General features: G+C 68.2%; 11 protein-coding genes, 1 tRNA gene and 1 other RNA gene. 6 read left to right on the plus strand and 7 right to left on the minus strand.

From position 1 onward, the window contains the following. Positions 1 to 853: 853 nt before the first annotated feature. The 3 genes from ACWEKR_RS22915 to ACWEKR_RS22925 form a co-directional block, all read right to left on the minus strand. Positions 854 to 2,116, minus strand: coding sequence for an epoxide hydrolase family protein (locus ACWEKR_RS22915; RefSeq protein ID WP_452356186.1), 1,263 nt, complete (start codon positions 2,114 to 2,116; stop codon positions 854 to 856). A 120-nt stretch (positions 2,117 to 2,236) separates the two neighbouring features. Then, positions 2,237 to 3,202: a phytanoyl-CoA dioxygenase family protein gene (locus tag ACWEKR_RS22920; RefSeq protein WP_452356187.1), complete on the minus strand. Its 966-nt coding sequence runs from the start codon at positions 3,200 to 3,202 to the stop codon at positions 2,237 to 2,239. Between the two features lie 178 nt (positions 3,203 to 3,380). Then, positions 3,381 to 3,468 (minus strand) — tRNA-Ser (locus ACWEKR_RS22925). A 127-nt stretch (positions 3,469 to 3,595) separates the two neighbouring features. Between ACWEKR_RS22925 and ffs the strand changes: the two genes are divergently transcribed. Then, an RNA gene (ffs, locus tag ACWEKR_RS22930) (signal recognition particle sRNA small type) lies at positions 3,596 to 3,690 on the plus strand. 231 nt (positions 3,691 to 3,921) lie between these two features. Then, positions 3,922 to 5,211 (plus strand): aminotransferase class I/II-fold pyridoxal phosphate-dependent enzyme, encoded by a 1,290-nt coding sequence (locus tag ACWEKR_RS22935; RefSeq protein WP_357435460.1) that lies wholly within the window; start codon positions 3,922 to 3,924, stop codon positions 5,209 to 5,211. A 108-nt stretch (positions 5,212 to 5,319) separates the two neighbouring features. On the opposite strand, the gene ACWEKR_RS22940 is transcribed toward ACWEKR_RS22935, so the two are convergent. Further along, the gene (locus ACWEKR_RS22940; protein WP_452356188.1) at positions 5,320 to 5,760 is read right to left on the minus strand and encodes an SRPBCC family protein; all 441 of its coding nucleotides are present in this window, start codon (positions 5,758 to 5,760) and stop codon (positions 5,320 to 5,322) included. A 7-nt stretch (positions 5,761 to 5,767) separates the two neighbouring features. Then, a complete protein-coding gene (locus ACWEKR_RS22945; protein ID WP_195085153.1) occupies positions 5,768 to 6,574 on the minus strand; it encodes a methyltransferase domain-containing protein in 807 nt (268 codons plus the stop codon). A gap of 264 nt (positions 6,575 to 6,838) precedes the next feature. On the opposite strand from ACWEKR_RS22945, the gene ACWEKR_RS22950 reads away from it, so the two are divergent. The 3 genes from ACWEKR_RS22950 to ACWEKR_RS22960 all read left to right on the plus strand — a co-directional run bounded on the left by ACWEKR_RS22950 (position 6,839) and on the right by ACWEKR_RS22960 (position 9,864). Beyond that, positions 6,839 to 7,414 (plus strand): HhH-GPD-type base excision DNA repair protein, encoded by a 576-nt coding sequence (locus ACWEKR_RS22950; RefSeq protein WP_452356189.1) that lies wholly within the window; start codon positions 6,839 to 6,841, stop codon positions 7,412 to 7,414. Positions 7,415 to 7,538: 124 nt separating this feature from the next. Beyond that, positions 7,539 to 8,249, plus strand: a complete 711-nt coding sequence (locus ACWEKR_RS22955; protein ID WP_452356190.1) for a hypothetical protein — start codon at positions 7,539 to 7,541, stop codon at positions 8,247 to 8,249. A gap of 343 nt (positions 8,250 to 8,592) precedes the next feature. Next, positions 8,593 to 9,864, plus strand: coding sequence for an ROK family protein (locus ACWEKR_RS22960; RefSeq protein WP_452356191.1), 1,272 nt, complete (start codon positions 8,593 to 8,595; stop codon positions 9,862 to 9,864). A 62-nt stretch (positions 9,865 to 9,926) separates the two neighbouring features. On the opposite strand, the gene ACWEKR_RS22965 is transcribed toward ACWEKR_RS22960, so the two are convergent. After that, a complete protein-coding gene (locus ACWEKR_RS22965) occupies positions 9,927 to 11,558 on the minus strand; it encodes a DUF2207 family protein (RefSeq protein WP_452356192.1) in 1,632 nt (543 codons plus the stop codon). A gap of 283 nt (positions 11,559 to 11,841) precedes the next feature. On the opposite strand from ACWEKR_RS22965, the gene ACWEKR_RS22970 reads away from it, so the two are divergent. Next, positions 11,842 to 12,762 carry a neutral zinc metallopeptidase gene (locus ACWEKR_RS22970; protein ID WP_452356193.1) on the plus strand — a complete coding sequence of 307 codons (921 nt, stop codon included), beginning with the start codon at positions 11,842 to 11,844 and terminating at the stop codon, positions 12,760 to 12,762. Between the two features lie 211 nt (positions 12,763 to 12,973). On the opposite strand, the gene ACWEKR_RS22975 is transcribed toward ACWEKR_RS22970, so the two are convergent. Then, positions 12,974 to 14,290, minus strand: coding sequence for an ammonium transporter (locus tag ACWEKR_RS22975; RefSeq protein ID WP_452356194.1), 1,317 nt, complete (start codon positions 14,288 to 14,290; stop codon positions 12,974 to 12,976). Between the last annotated feature and the right edge of the window lie 4 nt (positions 14,291 to 14,294).

Raw genomic sequence — 14,294 nt, forward strand, 5'->3', positions numbered from 1 at the left:
CGTGAAGCTGCTCTACCTCAGCAGCGGCCCTGTCACATGGTCGACTCGCCGGCTCTGGTTGCGTCAGACCCTGTACCTCTGGGTCCGGGGCGTCCCTCGCGCGCCCGGCTACACCGGAGAGAATCAGTGGCACCTTCGCCGTGAATACGGCGGATGGGTAATCCGTCCGGCCAGTGGATGGCGTCGGATCCGATGGATAACCCCACCGCTGCACTACACGCGAGCCATCCCCGCTGACGACATGTACGCCGTCGGCAGTTGGATGCTGGCGAAGCTGGAGAAGTAGACCGGCAAGCCGTAGCAATCGAATCCGCCGACATCCCCTGCCGATGCCCGTTCTCGACCGCGGTCGCGGTAATGCCGGGTCGGGAATGGTGACCATTCCTGACCATGTGACGGGAAGGTGGAGTGATGGCGAAGCCCGATCATGCGAGCACCCATGTACGAGCAGCTGCTCGCCGACGCCGAGAAGCTTGCACGGACCGCGGTGACGGATGGGCGGACGTCGAGCACGTCGTTATCGCCGCATTCTCGCCGACCCCGACCCCGACCCCGACTCCATCGCGACCGTCGAGCTGCGTGACCGGATGGGCGTTGACCCCGTGGAACTGATCCGGCGGCTGGCTCGAATCATCGATGCCCCGATACCTGGCCCGGGCGAGTATCGGGTGCGCAGTCTTGACGGAACCACTGTGATTCGGTCCGTTGAAGACTGATCGGATAGCCGGCCTGCGCCCCTCTGCGTTTCATCTCGCGACGCAGCAGCAGTTGCCGCTCGAGCAGCGCACGGTTGAGCGCCCGCGAGCTCAGCACCCCGGAACTCGGGTGTCGTCCGGGCCCGCGGGCGCCCATGTCAGCCCAGCTTCCGGAAGAACGTGCGCAGGTCGTCCACCACTGCCTGCGGTTCTTCCATGGCCAGGAAGTGCCCGCCGCGGTCCAGCTCGGTCCACTGCACGATGTGATGGTCACGTTCGGCCCACCGGCGAATGGTCACGTCGTGGGCCGAGACCAGGACACCGGTCGGTACCGTTGCGCGTGCTGCGGTCGGCCAGTCCGCTGCGCCGTCGCCCCAGTCGCCGTCCGAATGCTCGGCCCCTGATTGCTCGGCGCCCCAGTCGCCGTCTGGTCCGGCGGCCTCGTCGCCGGACCACTCGGCGGCGCTCCAGTCGTTCGCGGAGATTTCCTCGTAGTAGACCTGGGCGGCTGAGCCCGCCGTTCCGGTGAACCAGTACAGCGCCACATCGAGCAGAATGCGATCACGGTCGATGCTGTCCTCCGGCAGCCCGTCCTCGGGCATGGTCAGCTCCTTGAACTTCTCCACGATCCAGGCGAGCTGGCCGACCGGTGAATCGTGCAGCCCGAAGGCGACCGTCTGTGGCCGCTTCGAATTGCATTGCAGGTAGGCGTCATTGAAATTCTGCATCCGCTGCCAGCGTCGCTGCTCGACCTCGCTGAGCCCATCCATCTCCCCTTCCGTGCCGATCGGGAAGGTGATCATGGCGTTGACGTGGACCCCGGTCACCCGGTCCGGATCCACCTTCCCCATCTGCGGGGCGACCCACGAACCGGTGTCGTAGCCGTGCACACCGTAGCGGTCGTACCCGAGCCTGGCCATTACCTGTGTGAGCGCCGCTGCCATCTTGGCGGCGTTCATACCGGGCCCGGCCAATGGCGTGGAGAAGCCGAAACCGGGCAGGGATGGGATCACCAGGTGAAACGCGTCGGCCGGATCGCCGCCATGCGAACCGGGATCAGACAGCGGACCGATCACGTCGAGGAAGTCGGTGAACCCGCCGGGCCAGCCGTGCAGCAGCACCAGCGGTGTGGCGTCCGCTTCCGGTGAGCGCACGTGGAGGAAGTGGATCGCCTGCCCGTCGACGTCGGTGACGAAGTGCGGAAGCTCGTTGAGCAGCGCTTCCTGCGCTCGCCAATCGAAGCGGGTGCGCCAATGCGTCGCAAGGTCCTTCAGGTAGTCGACCGGCACACCCCGGCTCCAGCCGACACCAGGCAACTCGTCCGGCCAGCGAGTCTCGAGTAACCGCTCGTGCAGGTCATCCAACTGGGCTTGCGGGATCTCGATGCGGAAGGGACGGATGCTCTGCGGCGGATTTGTCATGAATCCGACGATAGGAAAGCCTTAGGACAGTTTCGTTCCTAAGAGCGAACGGCTTTTCCGATTGTCGCGCCGAACGCCGCCCCGGCTCGAGCACGCGAGGACGGCGTCCGGTGGGAACGGTCAGCCCGTCGGACCGACCCGTGGGTAGCGCGGAGTATCGAGCGGCCGCCCCGGTTCGATACCGACCACCTCATCCTGATAGGTCTCTTCCGGTGTGGGGTGGTAGGTCGCCGCGGCGTCCATGTATACCGTCGCCAAACTTATTCGAGCGGTGTCGGTTTCGTTGGTCCCGGCCATATGCACAGTTCGGGAATGATGGAAGGTGCAGTCGCCCGCGCGCAGCGGTATGGTGACCTGCGGCCACCATCGCAACTCCGGCCGAGCGTCGAGCGGTTCGGCGGACGACGCGCCACTGCCCTCCGGCCAGACGTGTGAGCCAGGGATGAAGGTCATGCAGCCGCGCTCCGGCGGCACGTCGACCAACGCAACCCAGGCGGTCAGCGTCACATCCGCCCCGGCGATCGGGAACGCCGGACTGTCGATATGCAGCGGTGTCCTCGTCGCTCCGATGGTTCGTTTACGCAGCAATTCGCTTTTGAACAACCGAAGTGGTCGTCCGGCCAACTCTTCCGCGATGCGGGTGATGCCGGGATGCAGCGCGAGTCTGCGCATCACCGAGCTCTTCGCCTCCGGTGCGGCAACCCAATCCATCACGTTGCCGTCGCCTTCCTCGTCCCAGGACACCTTCTCGTGGGATTCGAGCAGTTCCCGCGCATCGGCTAGAAACTCCCGCACCTCGTCGGCACCGAGCACGCCGGGGATGTGCACAAAGCCCTGGCTGCGGTAGCGTTCGACTGGGTCGTGCGAAAGTGTCTCAGATGTAAGGGTATTCGCGGTTTCGGTCATGATCCTACGGTAGGAGCCGGTTAGGACGAGCCCGTTCCTAAGTCCGCCGGATCGGGATAACGCCGAATGGCGCACGTCGGGCACCGCGTGGCCCGTATAGCCGGCTCGGGCGCGGCGATAACCGTCGGTGCCGACATCGGCGAGTCGGTACTTCCGTCCAACCCCGGTGGGGATCTCCACCAGGGTTGGATGGGAAGCGACAGCGGCCACAGGGCGCAGTAGGCCTGTTCGGTGCGCCGCCCGCAGCGCGCGACGCCACTGATGCCGGATCGGGCGGATTGCCGTGATGATCGGACGGGTGGCAAGAATCGACTACGACGAAAAACGCCCCTGACCTGCGAGTCAGGGGCGTTTGCCGTGGCGGAGGATAGGGGATTTGAACCCCTGAGGGCGTTAACCCAACCCGCGTTCCAGGCGAGCGCCATAGGCCACTAGGCGAATCCTCCGTGGAGCAGCATACCGGTAGCCCCCGGCCCGTCGCCAAATAGGGCCGTCCGAAGGGATGAAGTGCCTGGTCGAGGACGGTTGTAGACCCGGAGGATGGGATTGTGGGCCGGAGGCGCTACACTGGCCGACGGATCCCGCGCGGCGCGCATCCTGTGAACTCCCCCAGGGCCGGAAGGCAGCAAGGGTCAACGGGCTCTGCCGGGTGCGCGGGGTCCCCTTTCTTCCAGGTCTCGCGCGGGTGCCTGGTCTCCCCCGGGCCGGTGCGGGATGCGGATGGGCTCGTCCGGTCGGCACCCATCCCGCCCTCGGATAACGCCTCCAATTCCGGCCACCGCACGGGTAACGTGAACACCGTCCGCGGATGCACGTGCGTCTGTACGGACAACTGTTCGGCCGCCGCCCATCGGTCCGGCCAGACCATCGTCCCCTCGCTGCTTGAAAGGCTGCCCAGGATGCCCCGGCAAACGCAGATCGGTTTGATGAGCCATGAGGAGCTCGTGCTCGAGCACGAGACCCAGTCCGCGAACTACGCGACGCTCAAGACCGAGAAGCTCACGCTGGATCTGACCCGGGGGAAACCTTCGCCGGAGCAACTCGACCTGTCCGCCGCCCTGCTGCACCTGCCCGGCGACGGCGATTTCCGCGACGGCACCGGCACCGACTGCCGTAACTACGGTGGCCTGCACGGTCTGCCGGAACTGCGCGCGATCTTCGGCGAGCTGCTCGGCATCCCGGTGGACAATCTGCTCGCCGGCAACAACGCCAGCCTCGAGCTGATGCACGACGTGATCAGCTACGCGATGCTCTACGGCACCAATGATTCCGAGCGGCGCTGGGCCGCCGAGGACACGCTCGAGTTCCTGTGTCCGGCGCCCGGTTACGACCGGCATTTCGCGATCACCGAGGCGCTCGGCTTCGAGATGATCCCGATCCCGATGCGCCACGACGGCCCGGACACCCACGCCATCGCCGAGCTGCTGGCGAACGATCCGCAGATCAAGGGTCTGTGGGCCGTGCCGAACTACTCCAACCCGACCGGTGTCGTCTTCTCCGAAGACGTTGTCCGCGAATTGGTCTCGATGCCGGCCGCCGCGCCCGACTTCCGGCTGTTCTGGGACAACGCGTACGCGGTGCACCCGCTCACCGACACCGCCGCCCCGGTGATCGATGTGCTCGGCCTGGCCGCGGCAGCCGGGAACCCGAACCGACCGCTGGTATTCGCCTCGACCTCGAAGATCACCTTCGCGGGCGCGGGAGTCAGCTTCATCGGCGGTTCGACCGCGAACCTGGAGTGGTACCTGAGCCACGCCTCGAAGAAGAGTATCGGCCCGGACAAGATCAACCAGCTGCGCCATCTGCGCTTCTTCCGCGACGCCGACGGCGTGCGCGCGCACATGCAGAAGCATCGCGCCATCCTGGAGCCGAAGTTCGCCCTGGTGCTGAAGATCCTGGAAGACCGTCTCGGCGCGTCCAAGGTGGCGTCCTGGACCGAGCCGAAGGGCGGCTACTTCATCAGCCTGGACGTGCTGGAAGGCACCGCGGCGCGGGTGATCGCGCTCGCGAAGGAAGCGGGCATCGCGCTCACCGCGGCCGGCTCGGCCTTCCCCTACCGGAACGACCCGGAAGACAAGAACATTCGCATCGCGCCGAGCTTCCCCAAGCTGCCCGAGCTGGAGAAGGCGATGGACGGCCTGGCCACATGCGTGCTGCTGGCGGCCACCGAGAAGCTGCTCGGCAAGTAGGCGGCGGACCCGGAACGACTGATCGCCCGGCACGGATCCCGTGCCGGGCGATCTTCGCGCTGTGCTCGACGGCCGTCCAGAGTGGCTCCGGTCAGGGGTGAAGCAGCCCTACCTGGTCTCCAACAACTCCTTCAGCCGGGCCAGATCCCCGCGGTTGGCCCGTCGGATCGCCGCCTCCAGCAGCGGAGCGGCGAGTTTCCCGAAGCCGCTCGGCTCGCCGCGGTTGCGCAGCGTCATGCGGGTGCCGCCCTCCGGCGTATCGGCCCAGGTATAGGTCGTCTCCATCGGAAACGGCCCCTGGGCGGTGCGCATCACCAGCCGTCTGGCGGGCTCGTAGTCGACCACCTCGTAGGTGTAGGTCAGCCGGTTGCCGAGGAAGTGGGCGACGAAGGTCATCCGCGACCCGGCGCGCAGCGGCGGCTCGGTTTCCCAGGTGACGCTGTGGATGCGCGCGTACCAGGCCGGGGCGTGCGCCGGATCGGCTGCGTACGCCGCGACCAGCTCGCGGGAGCGGTTGATCGCGATGTCGGTCAGCACGTCGACGGCCATCGGCCGGTCAGTGCGGCTTGTGCGCGAGGACCGCAAACATGGTCACCGAGAGATGGATGTCGCCGGTGGCCGCGGCCCGCTCCAGATCCTCGAGCAGCTGCTCGCGCTGCGCCTCGGTGATCGCGCCGCGCGCCACCGCCATCGCCGAGATCCTGGTCACCAGCGAGCCCGCGCCGACGCTGCGATCCTGCACCAGGGCCTGCGAGCTGATGTCGTCGACCACCAGGCCCGCCTTGGTGAGCAGACCGGGAAGCCTGCGGCCCGACAGCGGATTGGTGGTCGCCGACACGAGGGTGTCGATCACCTCGCGGACGACCTGCCGGTCACCGGGGTGCATGATCGCGGTGCCCCAATCGCTGTCCACCACGACGACTCGTCCGCCCGGACGGAGCACGCGCGCGATCTCGTTGGCCGCGCGGGCTGGGGCGGTCAGATGCTGGAAGACGCGCTCGCAAAGAACAGCGTCGAAGCTGTCCGCGCCGAACGGCACGCCGTAGGCGTCGCCGGAGTGGAATTTGGCGGACGAGCCGGCCTGGGCGGCGCGGCGCTCGGCGGAGGCGAGCAGCTGCGGGTCCGGCTCGACGCCGACCGCGCTGCCGTTCGGGCCTACCGCCTCGGCGAACGTGATGACCTCCGACCCGGTGCCGGAGCCGATGTCCACGGCGTGTTCACCGGGCCGCAGCGCGAGCGCTTCGTGCGCCCAGGTGCGCAAGCGGCGGATGCCGGGCAGCGCGGCCTGGAGGTCGCGCACGTCGACGAGCTGGTCCTGGCCTGCTCGGTCGAACCGATCGGGGCGCAATGCGTGGGTGTTCATGGGCCCGTGTCCATCCCTGGCCGTTGCCGTCGTCTTGGTCGGTGTCGCCGTCATCTGAGGCATGGCCTGGAGCCTACGCGGCAGGTCATCTACCCGCGCGTAGGCACTGTGAGGTGAGTCACTATGGTTGATGAACCGGGCGATTTCATGAGTACATGGGTAACTCGTCGGGCAGGCCCGAACAGATGTGGCACCGACGCAGGACCTGAGCGCGGATCTCGTGGCACCTACCAGGACGGCCTGAAGATACGGAGAGGCGGGACAGTGACGCGCACGCTGTGTCTGGCGCAGGACGCCGAGGCGGACAGGCTGCTGACCGAGGACCACTTCGCCACGCTGCTCGGCATGCTCTTGGACCAGCAATATCCGATGGAGCACGCCTTCCGCGGCCCGAAGAAGATCGCCGACCGGATGGGCGGGTTCGACATCCACCGCATCGCCGAGGCCTACCCGCAGGAGTTCGAGGAACTCGCCGCGACGCCGCCCGCGATCCACCGCTACGGCCGTTCCATGGCCCGGCGTGCCCAGGAACTGGCTCGCTACGTCATCGAGCACTACGACGGCAAAGCGGAGAACATCTGGACCGCGGGGGACCCGGACGGCAAAGAAGTGTTGCGGCGACTGAAGGACCTGCCCGGCTATGGCGAGCAGAAGGCGAAGATCTTCCTGGCCCTGCTCGGAAAGCAGCGGGGCGTCCGGCCGGACGGCTGGCGTGCCGCGGCGGGCGCCTACGGTGACGAGGGCTCGCGCCGTTCGGTCGCGGACGTGACCGACGCCGAATCCCTCGCGCAGGTAAGGGAATTCAAGAAGCAGGCGAAAGCGGCCGCCAAAGCGAAGTAGTCCAGCAGTCGTAACTCGCCGGTTGCCTATTTGAAATCTGCATGCTTTTTTTCCTCGTTTCGCCGGAGTTCCTGCCGGATGCTTTGCCTCGAAGGGCTCCACCTGAGATGAGGGATTGCAGGACATGAGGATGAGGAAGCTCGCCGTGGTGGCGGCGCTGGTCACCATTGCGACCGGAGTGGCCGCTGGTACGTCCGGCGCCGCCCCGGCGGAAGAAAGTGCGGAAAGCGCGATCAATTTCACCGCGCACGCGACCGATACCCAGTCGATCATCGAAATCGACGCGGGCTCGCTGGTGGTCGAGAACGAGGTGCTGGAGCTCAAGGCCTCCAACGGTACCGTCCTCGCAGCGCAGCCGCTGAGGTTTCAGCTCGATGACTTCGAATTCCCGATCGCCGCAGCGGTTTCCGGCCGCACCGCGACGCTGACGCCCGTGTTCGACCGGGAACACGCGGTCTACAAGCCGGTCGCCCTTCCCTATGAGGACAAGGCGCCGTGGAAGACCGAGTACGACCGTGAGGTCGCCGCTTGGACCCGTCTGACCAGCACGATCGCCGCCGGAGCCACCATCGGAACGCTCGTCGGCGGGCTGGCGGGCGGCGCCATCGGCTGCGTGCTCGGCGGCATCGCGGGCGCGACCGTCGCCTCCGCCGCGATCGTCGGCCTGTTCGGCGCGTTCATCCCGGCCGCGGCCATCGGCTGCCTCGGCGGCATCATCGCCGTCGGCGCGCTCGGCACCCTCGCGGGCCAGATCCTGGTCACCGCTCCGGTGGCGGTCGCCGCCGCGATCCAGTACTTCACGACGATCAATCAGCCGTTCGTCGCGCCGAAGTAATCCTTCCGCGTGAAAAGACTCCGTCCCTGCGGACCTCCGCTGGAACGGGGTCTTTTCGTGCGCTTGCGACCTGGGGAAACAATGTGCTGGTGCGCACAACGGCGCGTCGAGGGTTGGTGTGTCATGGATATCGGTGTTAATTTAAATGACATGTCTGCCGGCCGATCGAACCTCCTGCGCGTCACTTACGTGACCGCCGCGCTGGGTCTTCGGCTGCCGTTGACGCGCGAACTGTGTCGCCTCTCTTGCTGCAGCTGAGCCGGTTTTCCCGCTCGTTTGCTGCCTCGCCGCCCCATGTAGGCATGTCCCGTTGATTTACGGGACTTCAGCAAGGATCTGCACAATGTCCCTTCCTACCCTTGAACGTTCCGCCTCCAGGGGTACCGGCCGTGCCCGCGTCCAGCGTCCGGTTATCGCTCCCGAACTGCGCATCGCCGACAACCCGGCGGCCGCGGTGCTGCGGGCCGCCACCGGCGGTCCCGTTTCCCGTGACAATGCCGCGCGCACAACAGGTTTGAGCATCGCCACGGTCAATCGCCAGGTCTCCGCACTGCTCGCGGCAGGCCTGCTGCGCGAGCGCCCCGATCTGACGGCCTCGGGTGCGGTCGGACGCCCCCGCGTCCCGTTCGAGATCGATCACGACGCCTACCTGACCATCGGCATCCACATCGGCGCCGCGGTCACCAAGATCGTCGCCGCCGACCTGCGCGGCCGCATTCTCGGCGGTTTGGCCATCGCCACCCCGCAGACCGGCCAGGAATTCGCCACCACCACCGTGGCACGCAGCGCGAAGGCGTTCCTGCAGCGCTGGCACCGGCGCAAGGCGCTGTGGGCCGGTGTCGCGATCGGCGGGCGGGTCGACCCGCTCACCGGCGTCGTCGACCATCCGAAGCTGGAATGGCGTGGGGCGCAGGTCGGTTCGGTGCTCGGCGAGGTGCTGGAGCTGCCCGTCTCGGTGGCGCCGCACGTGGAGGCGATGGCCGGTTCCGAATTGTTGCTGCCCACGGGTGAGCCCAAGGACCAAGCCCGCGTCGAGCGGGGCAGCAGCCTGTACTTCTACGTGCGTGAAACCGCAGGCATCGCAGTGACTCTGGACGGACGGGTGCACACGCCGAGCAACGGCCCCGGTTCGATCGCGCATCTGCCCACCGGCTCGGACGTCGAATGCCCCTGCGGACGGCGCGGCTGCTTGGAGGTGACCGTCGGCGATCGGTCGCTGCACTCCAGGGCCGTCGGCCGCGGCATCATCCCGGCGTACAACGGCACCGCGGGTTCGACCATCGCCGACCTGCACCGGGCCGCGGAAGCGGGTTCGGAGTCCGCGCGGGAACTGCTCGCCGAACGGGCCACCATCCTCGGCCACACCGTGGCGATGGTGCGCGACATGCTCAACCCCGATCGAGTGATCCTCGGGGGGCAGGCCTTCACCGGCTACCGGCCCGCGGTCGCGCATGTCGCCCGCGCGTTCAACCAGGGTTCCTCGCTGCCGCCCACCGATATCCGGATCAGCGGATTCGGCGGCAAGGTCCAGGAATACGCCGCGGTGGTGACCTCGCTGAGCGTCCTCTACGCCGATCCGCTGGCCGCGGTACGGCGCACCGCGTCGATCGACTGAGCACCTACGCCGAAGGGCGACCGGCCGCACTGGCCGGTCGCCCTTCTCGTGTGTGCGTGACGTCAGCGGTGTGGATCGCCCGCTACGGCGAAAAGCCCTTCCAGCGCGGTGATGAAGAACGGGAAGTGCCCGGCGAAGCGTCGCAGGTTGCGGTCGCGTTCGAAGCCGCCGAACCAGTAGACGCCCGGTTGCGCGTCCGCCGACGGATCGAGGTCGCGGAAGGCGCGGATCCAGTTGTCGGCGCGTGCGCCGAGGACCATGAACGGCAGCGCGCGGGAGAACACGGTCTCCTGATCGATCGGCGGGATCTGTTCGCGCCGAGTGTTCTCCAGGCCGCGCTGGAGTGCGCGGATCTGCCGGGCGAGCTCCAGTCCGCGCGACGTCCGCACCGGCAGATACTGTGGCGCGAGCAGCGCGGCGGCGCCACCGAGCGCGATGGCGACACCGACCAAGGCATGCCCCGAAGTGAGCGCGAGGGCCACGGTCGCCACGATGCCCGCGAGCACCAGCGCCCCGCCGAGCCACATCGCCAGGCCGGGGCGACGGCGATCGAGGAAGTTCCCCCGCGCGACGGCGTCGGCCACCATAGCGGCGCGCACCGGACCGGAGGCCACGCGCCCCGGCCTGCGCAACTCGCCCAGTGTCACCGCGTCGGTGCCGTCCGGCAGCAACGCCTCGTAGACGGCCTTCTCGTAGGCGCGCAACTGATCGTCCGGCGTGTTCACCCGGGTGATCCGCCAGTCGCTGTCGCTGAGCGGCGTGATCCGCAGATACCGGCGCACCGCGAGGTCCACCACCGTCGCGGCGACGTCGACCGGATCGACATGCCCGTCCAGCAGCAACCCCGCCTCGCCGGGCAGCGCGCCGTCGGGCGAGGTGAACCGCACGCGGTCGCCCTCGCGCAGCAGCGGGTCGATCGTCTCCGAACCGCCGCCCACCGCCGCGTCCCGGCGGCGGGCGCGCAGCACGAAGGCGGCCAGCGCCGCCAGCGCGAGCAGCAGGACGCCGAACGCGGCGAGCACCGGTGCGGTGATCGCGAAGGGGCCCGCGTCGCCGCTGCCGCGCACGTCGGCGTTGCTCGGCACGGTGCCGGGCGGCAACTGCAGCGTCAGGTCGATCGCGTCGCCTTTGTGCAGGTCGGTCTGCTCCAGGAACAGGACGCCGTCACTTTCGATCTTGACGTCGGCGCAGGGCCGGGTGGCGCCGGGCGGACCGAGTTTGCAGTCGACGATGCCCATTTCGAAGCTCGGACTGATCAGCGAGGCACTGATGGACGCGATATCGGTGTTGAGCACACCGAGCCAATGGAACACCTGGGTGCCCGGCGCGTCACTCACGGTGTTCTGCACCGAGTACCGGAAGGTGGAGACGCCGGGCCGGGCCTCGATGGTGAACTGGTCGTTGGCGACCGTCGCGGTGCCCGCGCCCTCGGTGTCCACGTCGGTAACCCGGAAGACGCGTTCGGCGTCGTCGCTCACCTTCAATCGCAGCGGAAGCACCATCCGGAAGGAGCCCTCCGGCGGCACCGAAACCTGTTCGACCACTTCGAGGATGCCCTCGCGGTTCAGCTTCAGATCGGCGGTGATGGCCACGCCGCCCGGCTCGGGCTGGGCCTGGGTGACCGGGGCCGTCGCGAACATTCCCGCGATGGCGAGAAGCAGCGCGCCTAGGGCGGCCCCCCGAAAAGTCAGCATGGTCGCCTACTCTAGACAGCTTGCTATTCTGCGTCAGCGGCTGTCGGCGATCACTGAGACGAGGGGGTACGGGGGCGTGACACAACCACCGTACGGACACGGACCGGTCCCGCATGGAGGGCGTCCGGTCCCGCCGCCCGGCTACGGTGCGCCCTACGGCCCGCGGCCGGGTTACGGCCCGCCCCCCGGTTATGGTCCGCCTCCGGGGTACCGGCCCCCGGCGGGATATGCCCCGCCCGCCTACGGCCCGCCACCGGGTTACGGCCCGCCGGTGCCACCGCCGATGCCCTATGGTCCGCCCGGGCGGCCGCCGTACCCGCCGCCCCGCAAACGGGGTGGCGGCGGATGGGTGGTGCTGCTGGTCATCGTCGTCTTCGTGGTGGCGGCGGGGCTGGTGCGCAATGCGATCTCGGTGGGGCGTGGCGACAACGACGCGTCCGGTCCGCAGCCGAGCTTCACGTTCGACGCCCAGCCGGACGGTTCGTCCGGACCGTCGGAGACCGGCAACAACCCGTTGCTCACGGATCCGAGCGCGACGTTGATTCCGGCGCGGTGCGATTACTCGCCGTGGGGCACTCAGGTGGATGCCGCACGCAAGTTCTTCGAGAGCGCCGCGTCGTGCCTGGAGACGGCATGGAAACCCGTGCTGCGCAAGGCGAATCTGCCGTTTGCGCCGCCCGCGTTGAACGTCAGCGCGACCACGGCGGGTATCACCACGCCGTGCACCGGTTCGACCAGCAATTTCGCCGCGTTCTACTGCCCCGCGAACAAGACCATCTACATGCCGATCAGCCAGTTGCAGACCGATTACTTCAAGGACAACTGGGTGGTCTACCTTTCGGTCTTCGCGCATGAGTACGGCCACCACGTGCAAGCCATGTCCGGCATCCTGCGCAGGGCAAACAGCGAGCGCGCCGACGTGGGACCGCGCAGCTCCAAGGGACTGGAACTGTCGCGGCGAGTCGAGTTGCAGGCCAACTGCTTCGACGGCATGTACCTGTCCTCGTCGTCGAAGGGCGGGTCGCTGTCCGACCCGCAGCTCACCCTGGCGCGCAAGGACGCCTACGGGCGCGGCGACCAGGCGGGGGACATGCGCGACCACGGCTCCGCGGAGAACGGCGGGCAGTGGTTCGAGACGGGGTTGGACAACAACCGTGCGGCGCAGTGCAATACGTTCACCGCGTCGGCGAGTTCGGTCAGCTGAGGCGGTCACCGCGCGGCCGGGGACTCTCCCGACGACGCGAATTCTGTCGGTTCACGTCGGTGCGGGGCCGACCGGCTGTGGCCGCGACGCTTTCGCGCGGCGACAGTGTCCAGCACACCGACACCTCGATCCGGCGTGACCAGGCGTTCAGCCGCGGTCGGGGGTGCGAGCCGGATAGGCGCCATGGCGATCCGCATCGCCGCCGACCATTTCAGTCGTGCTGACCGTCTTCGAGGGCGCGATCCGGGTGTGGACGCCCGAAATGCCCCTCGCCGAGGCGGCGCGGCGCGTGGCCGTGCACCCCTTCGGCGTACGCCGTCTCGGCGTGCAGGGCGAAGTCGATGCCCGCGGTCTCGTCCTCCTTGCTGACCCGGAATCCGACGAGCCGGTCGATGCCCTTGCCGAGCGCGAACGAGACGCCGAACGCGTAGGCCGCGACGACGAGCACCGCCACCAGTTGTTTGCCGAGCTGCGTGAACCCACCGCCGAACAGCAGGCCCTCGACGCCGCCGGTCATCACCTCGGTGGCGAGCAGGCCGATCAGCACGGTGCCGACGATGCCGCCGACGAAGTGCACGCCGACCACGTCGAGGGAATCGTCGAAGCCCGCCTTGAACTTCCACCCCACCGCGAACGAGCACAGCACGCCCGCCGCGAGCCCGACCAGCAGCGCGCCCAAGGTGTTCACCGACCCGCAGGAGGGAGTGATGGCGACCAGGCCGGCCACTACGCCGGACGCGGCGCCGAAGGTGGTGGGCCTGCCGTCGCGGATCTGCTCCACCGCGAGCCAGCCGAGCATGCCGAGGCAGCCTGCCACCAGCGTGTTCAGGAAGACGGCCGCGGCGAGGCCATTGGCCGCCAGCGCCGAACCGGCGTTGAAGCCGAACCAGCCGAACCACAGCAGGCCCGCGCCGAGCAACACGAACGGCAGATTGTGCGGTCGCATCGCGTCGGTGCGGAACCCGATGCGCGGGCCGAGCACCAGCGCGAGGGCAAGGGCCGACGCGCCGGAGGCGATCTCCACCACCAGGCCGCCCGCGTAGTCCAGCGCGCCGAACGAGGCGAGCCAACCGTCCGGGCCCCACACCCAGTGGGCGATCGGCGCGTACACCACCAGCGTCCACAGCGGCACGAAGACCATCCACGCGGAGAATTTGGCGCGGTCGGCGATGGCGCCGCTGACCAGAGCGGCGGTCAACACGGCGAAGGTGAGCTGGAACGTCGCGTACAACAATTCGGGCACCGAACCGCGCACCGAGCCGGGATCGATGCCCGCCATGCCGAGGTGACCGAGGCCACCGATGAGGCCGCCGCCCGCGTCGGCGCCGAACGCCAGACTGTAGCCGAGAAGTAGCCAGGTGACGGTCACCAGCGGGATCGCGATGAAGTTCATCATCAACATGTTGAGTACGCCGGTCGAGCGCACCATCCCGCCGTAGAAAATGGCCAGGCCCGGGGTCATGAGCAGGACGAGGGCCGTGCTGACGAGCAGCCAGGCGGTGGCCGCCGGATCGATGGTCGGGGACAAGGGT

It is taken from the genome of Nocardia sp. NPDC004573 (assembly GCF_053602135.1).

Excerpts from the sequence above, each read along its gene's own strand:
- ACWEKR_RS22915 (WP_452356186.1), bottom strand. The coding sequence starts at position 2,116 with ATGACAAATCCGCCGCAGAGCATCCGTCCCTTCCGCATCGAGATCCCG.
- ACWEKR_RS22935 (WP_357435460.1), top strand. The coding sequence starts at position 3,922 with ATGCCCCGGCAAACGCAGATCGGTTTGATGAGCCATGAGGAGCTCGTG.
- ACWEKR_RS22940 (WP_452356188.1), bottom strand. The coding sequence starts at position 5,760 with ATGGCCGTCGACGTGCTGACCGACATCGCGATCAACCGCTCCCGCGAG.
- ACWEKR_RS22945 (WP_195085153.1), bottom strand. The coding sequence starts at position 6,574 with ATGAACACCCACGCATTGCGCCCCGATCGGTTCGACCGAGCAGGCCAG.
- ACWEKR_RS22955 (WP_452356190.1), top strand. The coding sequence starts at position 7,539 with ATGAGGATGAGGAAGCTCGCCGTGGTGGCGGCGCTGGTCACCATTGCG.
- ACWEKR_RS22960 (WP_452356191.1), top strand. The coding sequence starts at position 8,593 with ATGTCCCTTCCTACCCTTGAACGTTCCGCCTCCAGGGGTACCGGCCGT.
- ACWEKR_RS22965 (WP_452356192.1), bottom strand. The coding sequence starts at position 11,558 with ATGCTGACTTTTCGGGGGGCCGCCCTAGGCGCGCTGCTTCTCGCCATC.
- ACWEKR_RS22970 (WP_452356193.1), top strand. The coding sequence starts at position 11,842 with ATGCCCTATGGTCCGCCCGGGCGGCCGCCGTACCCGCCGCCCCGCAAA.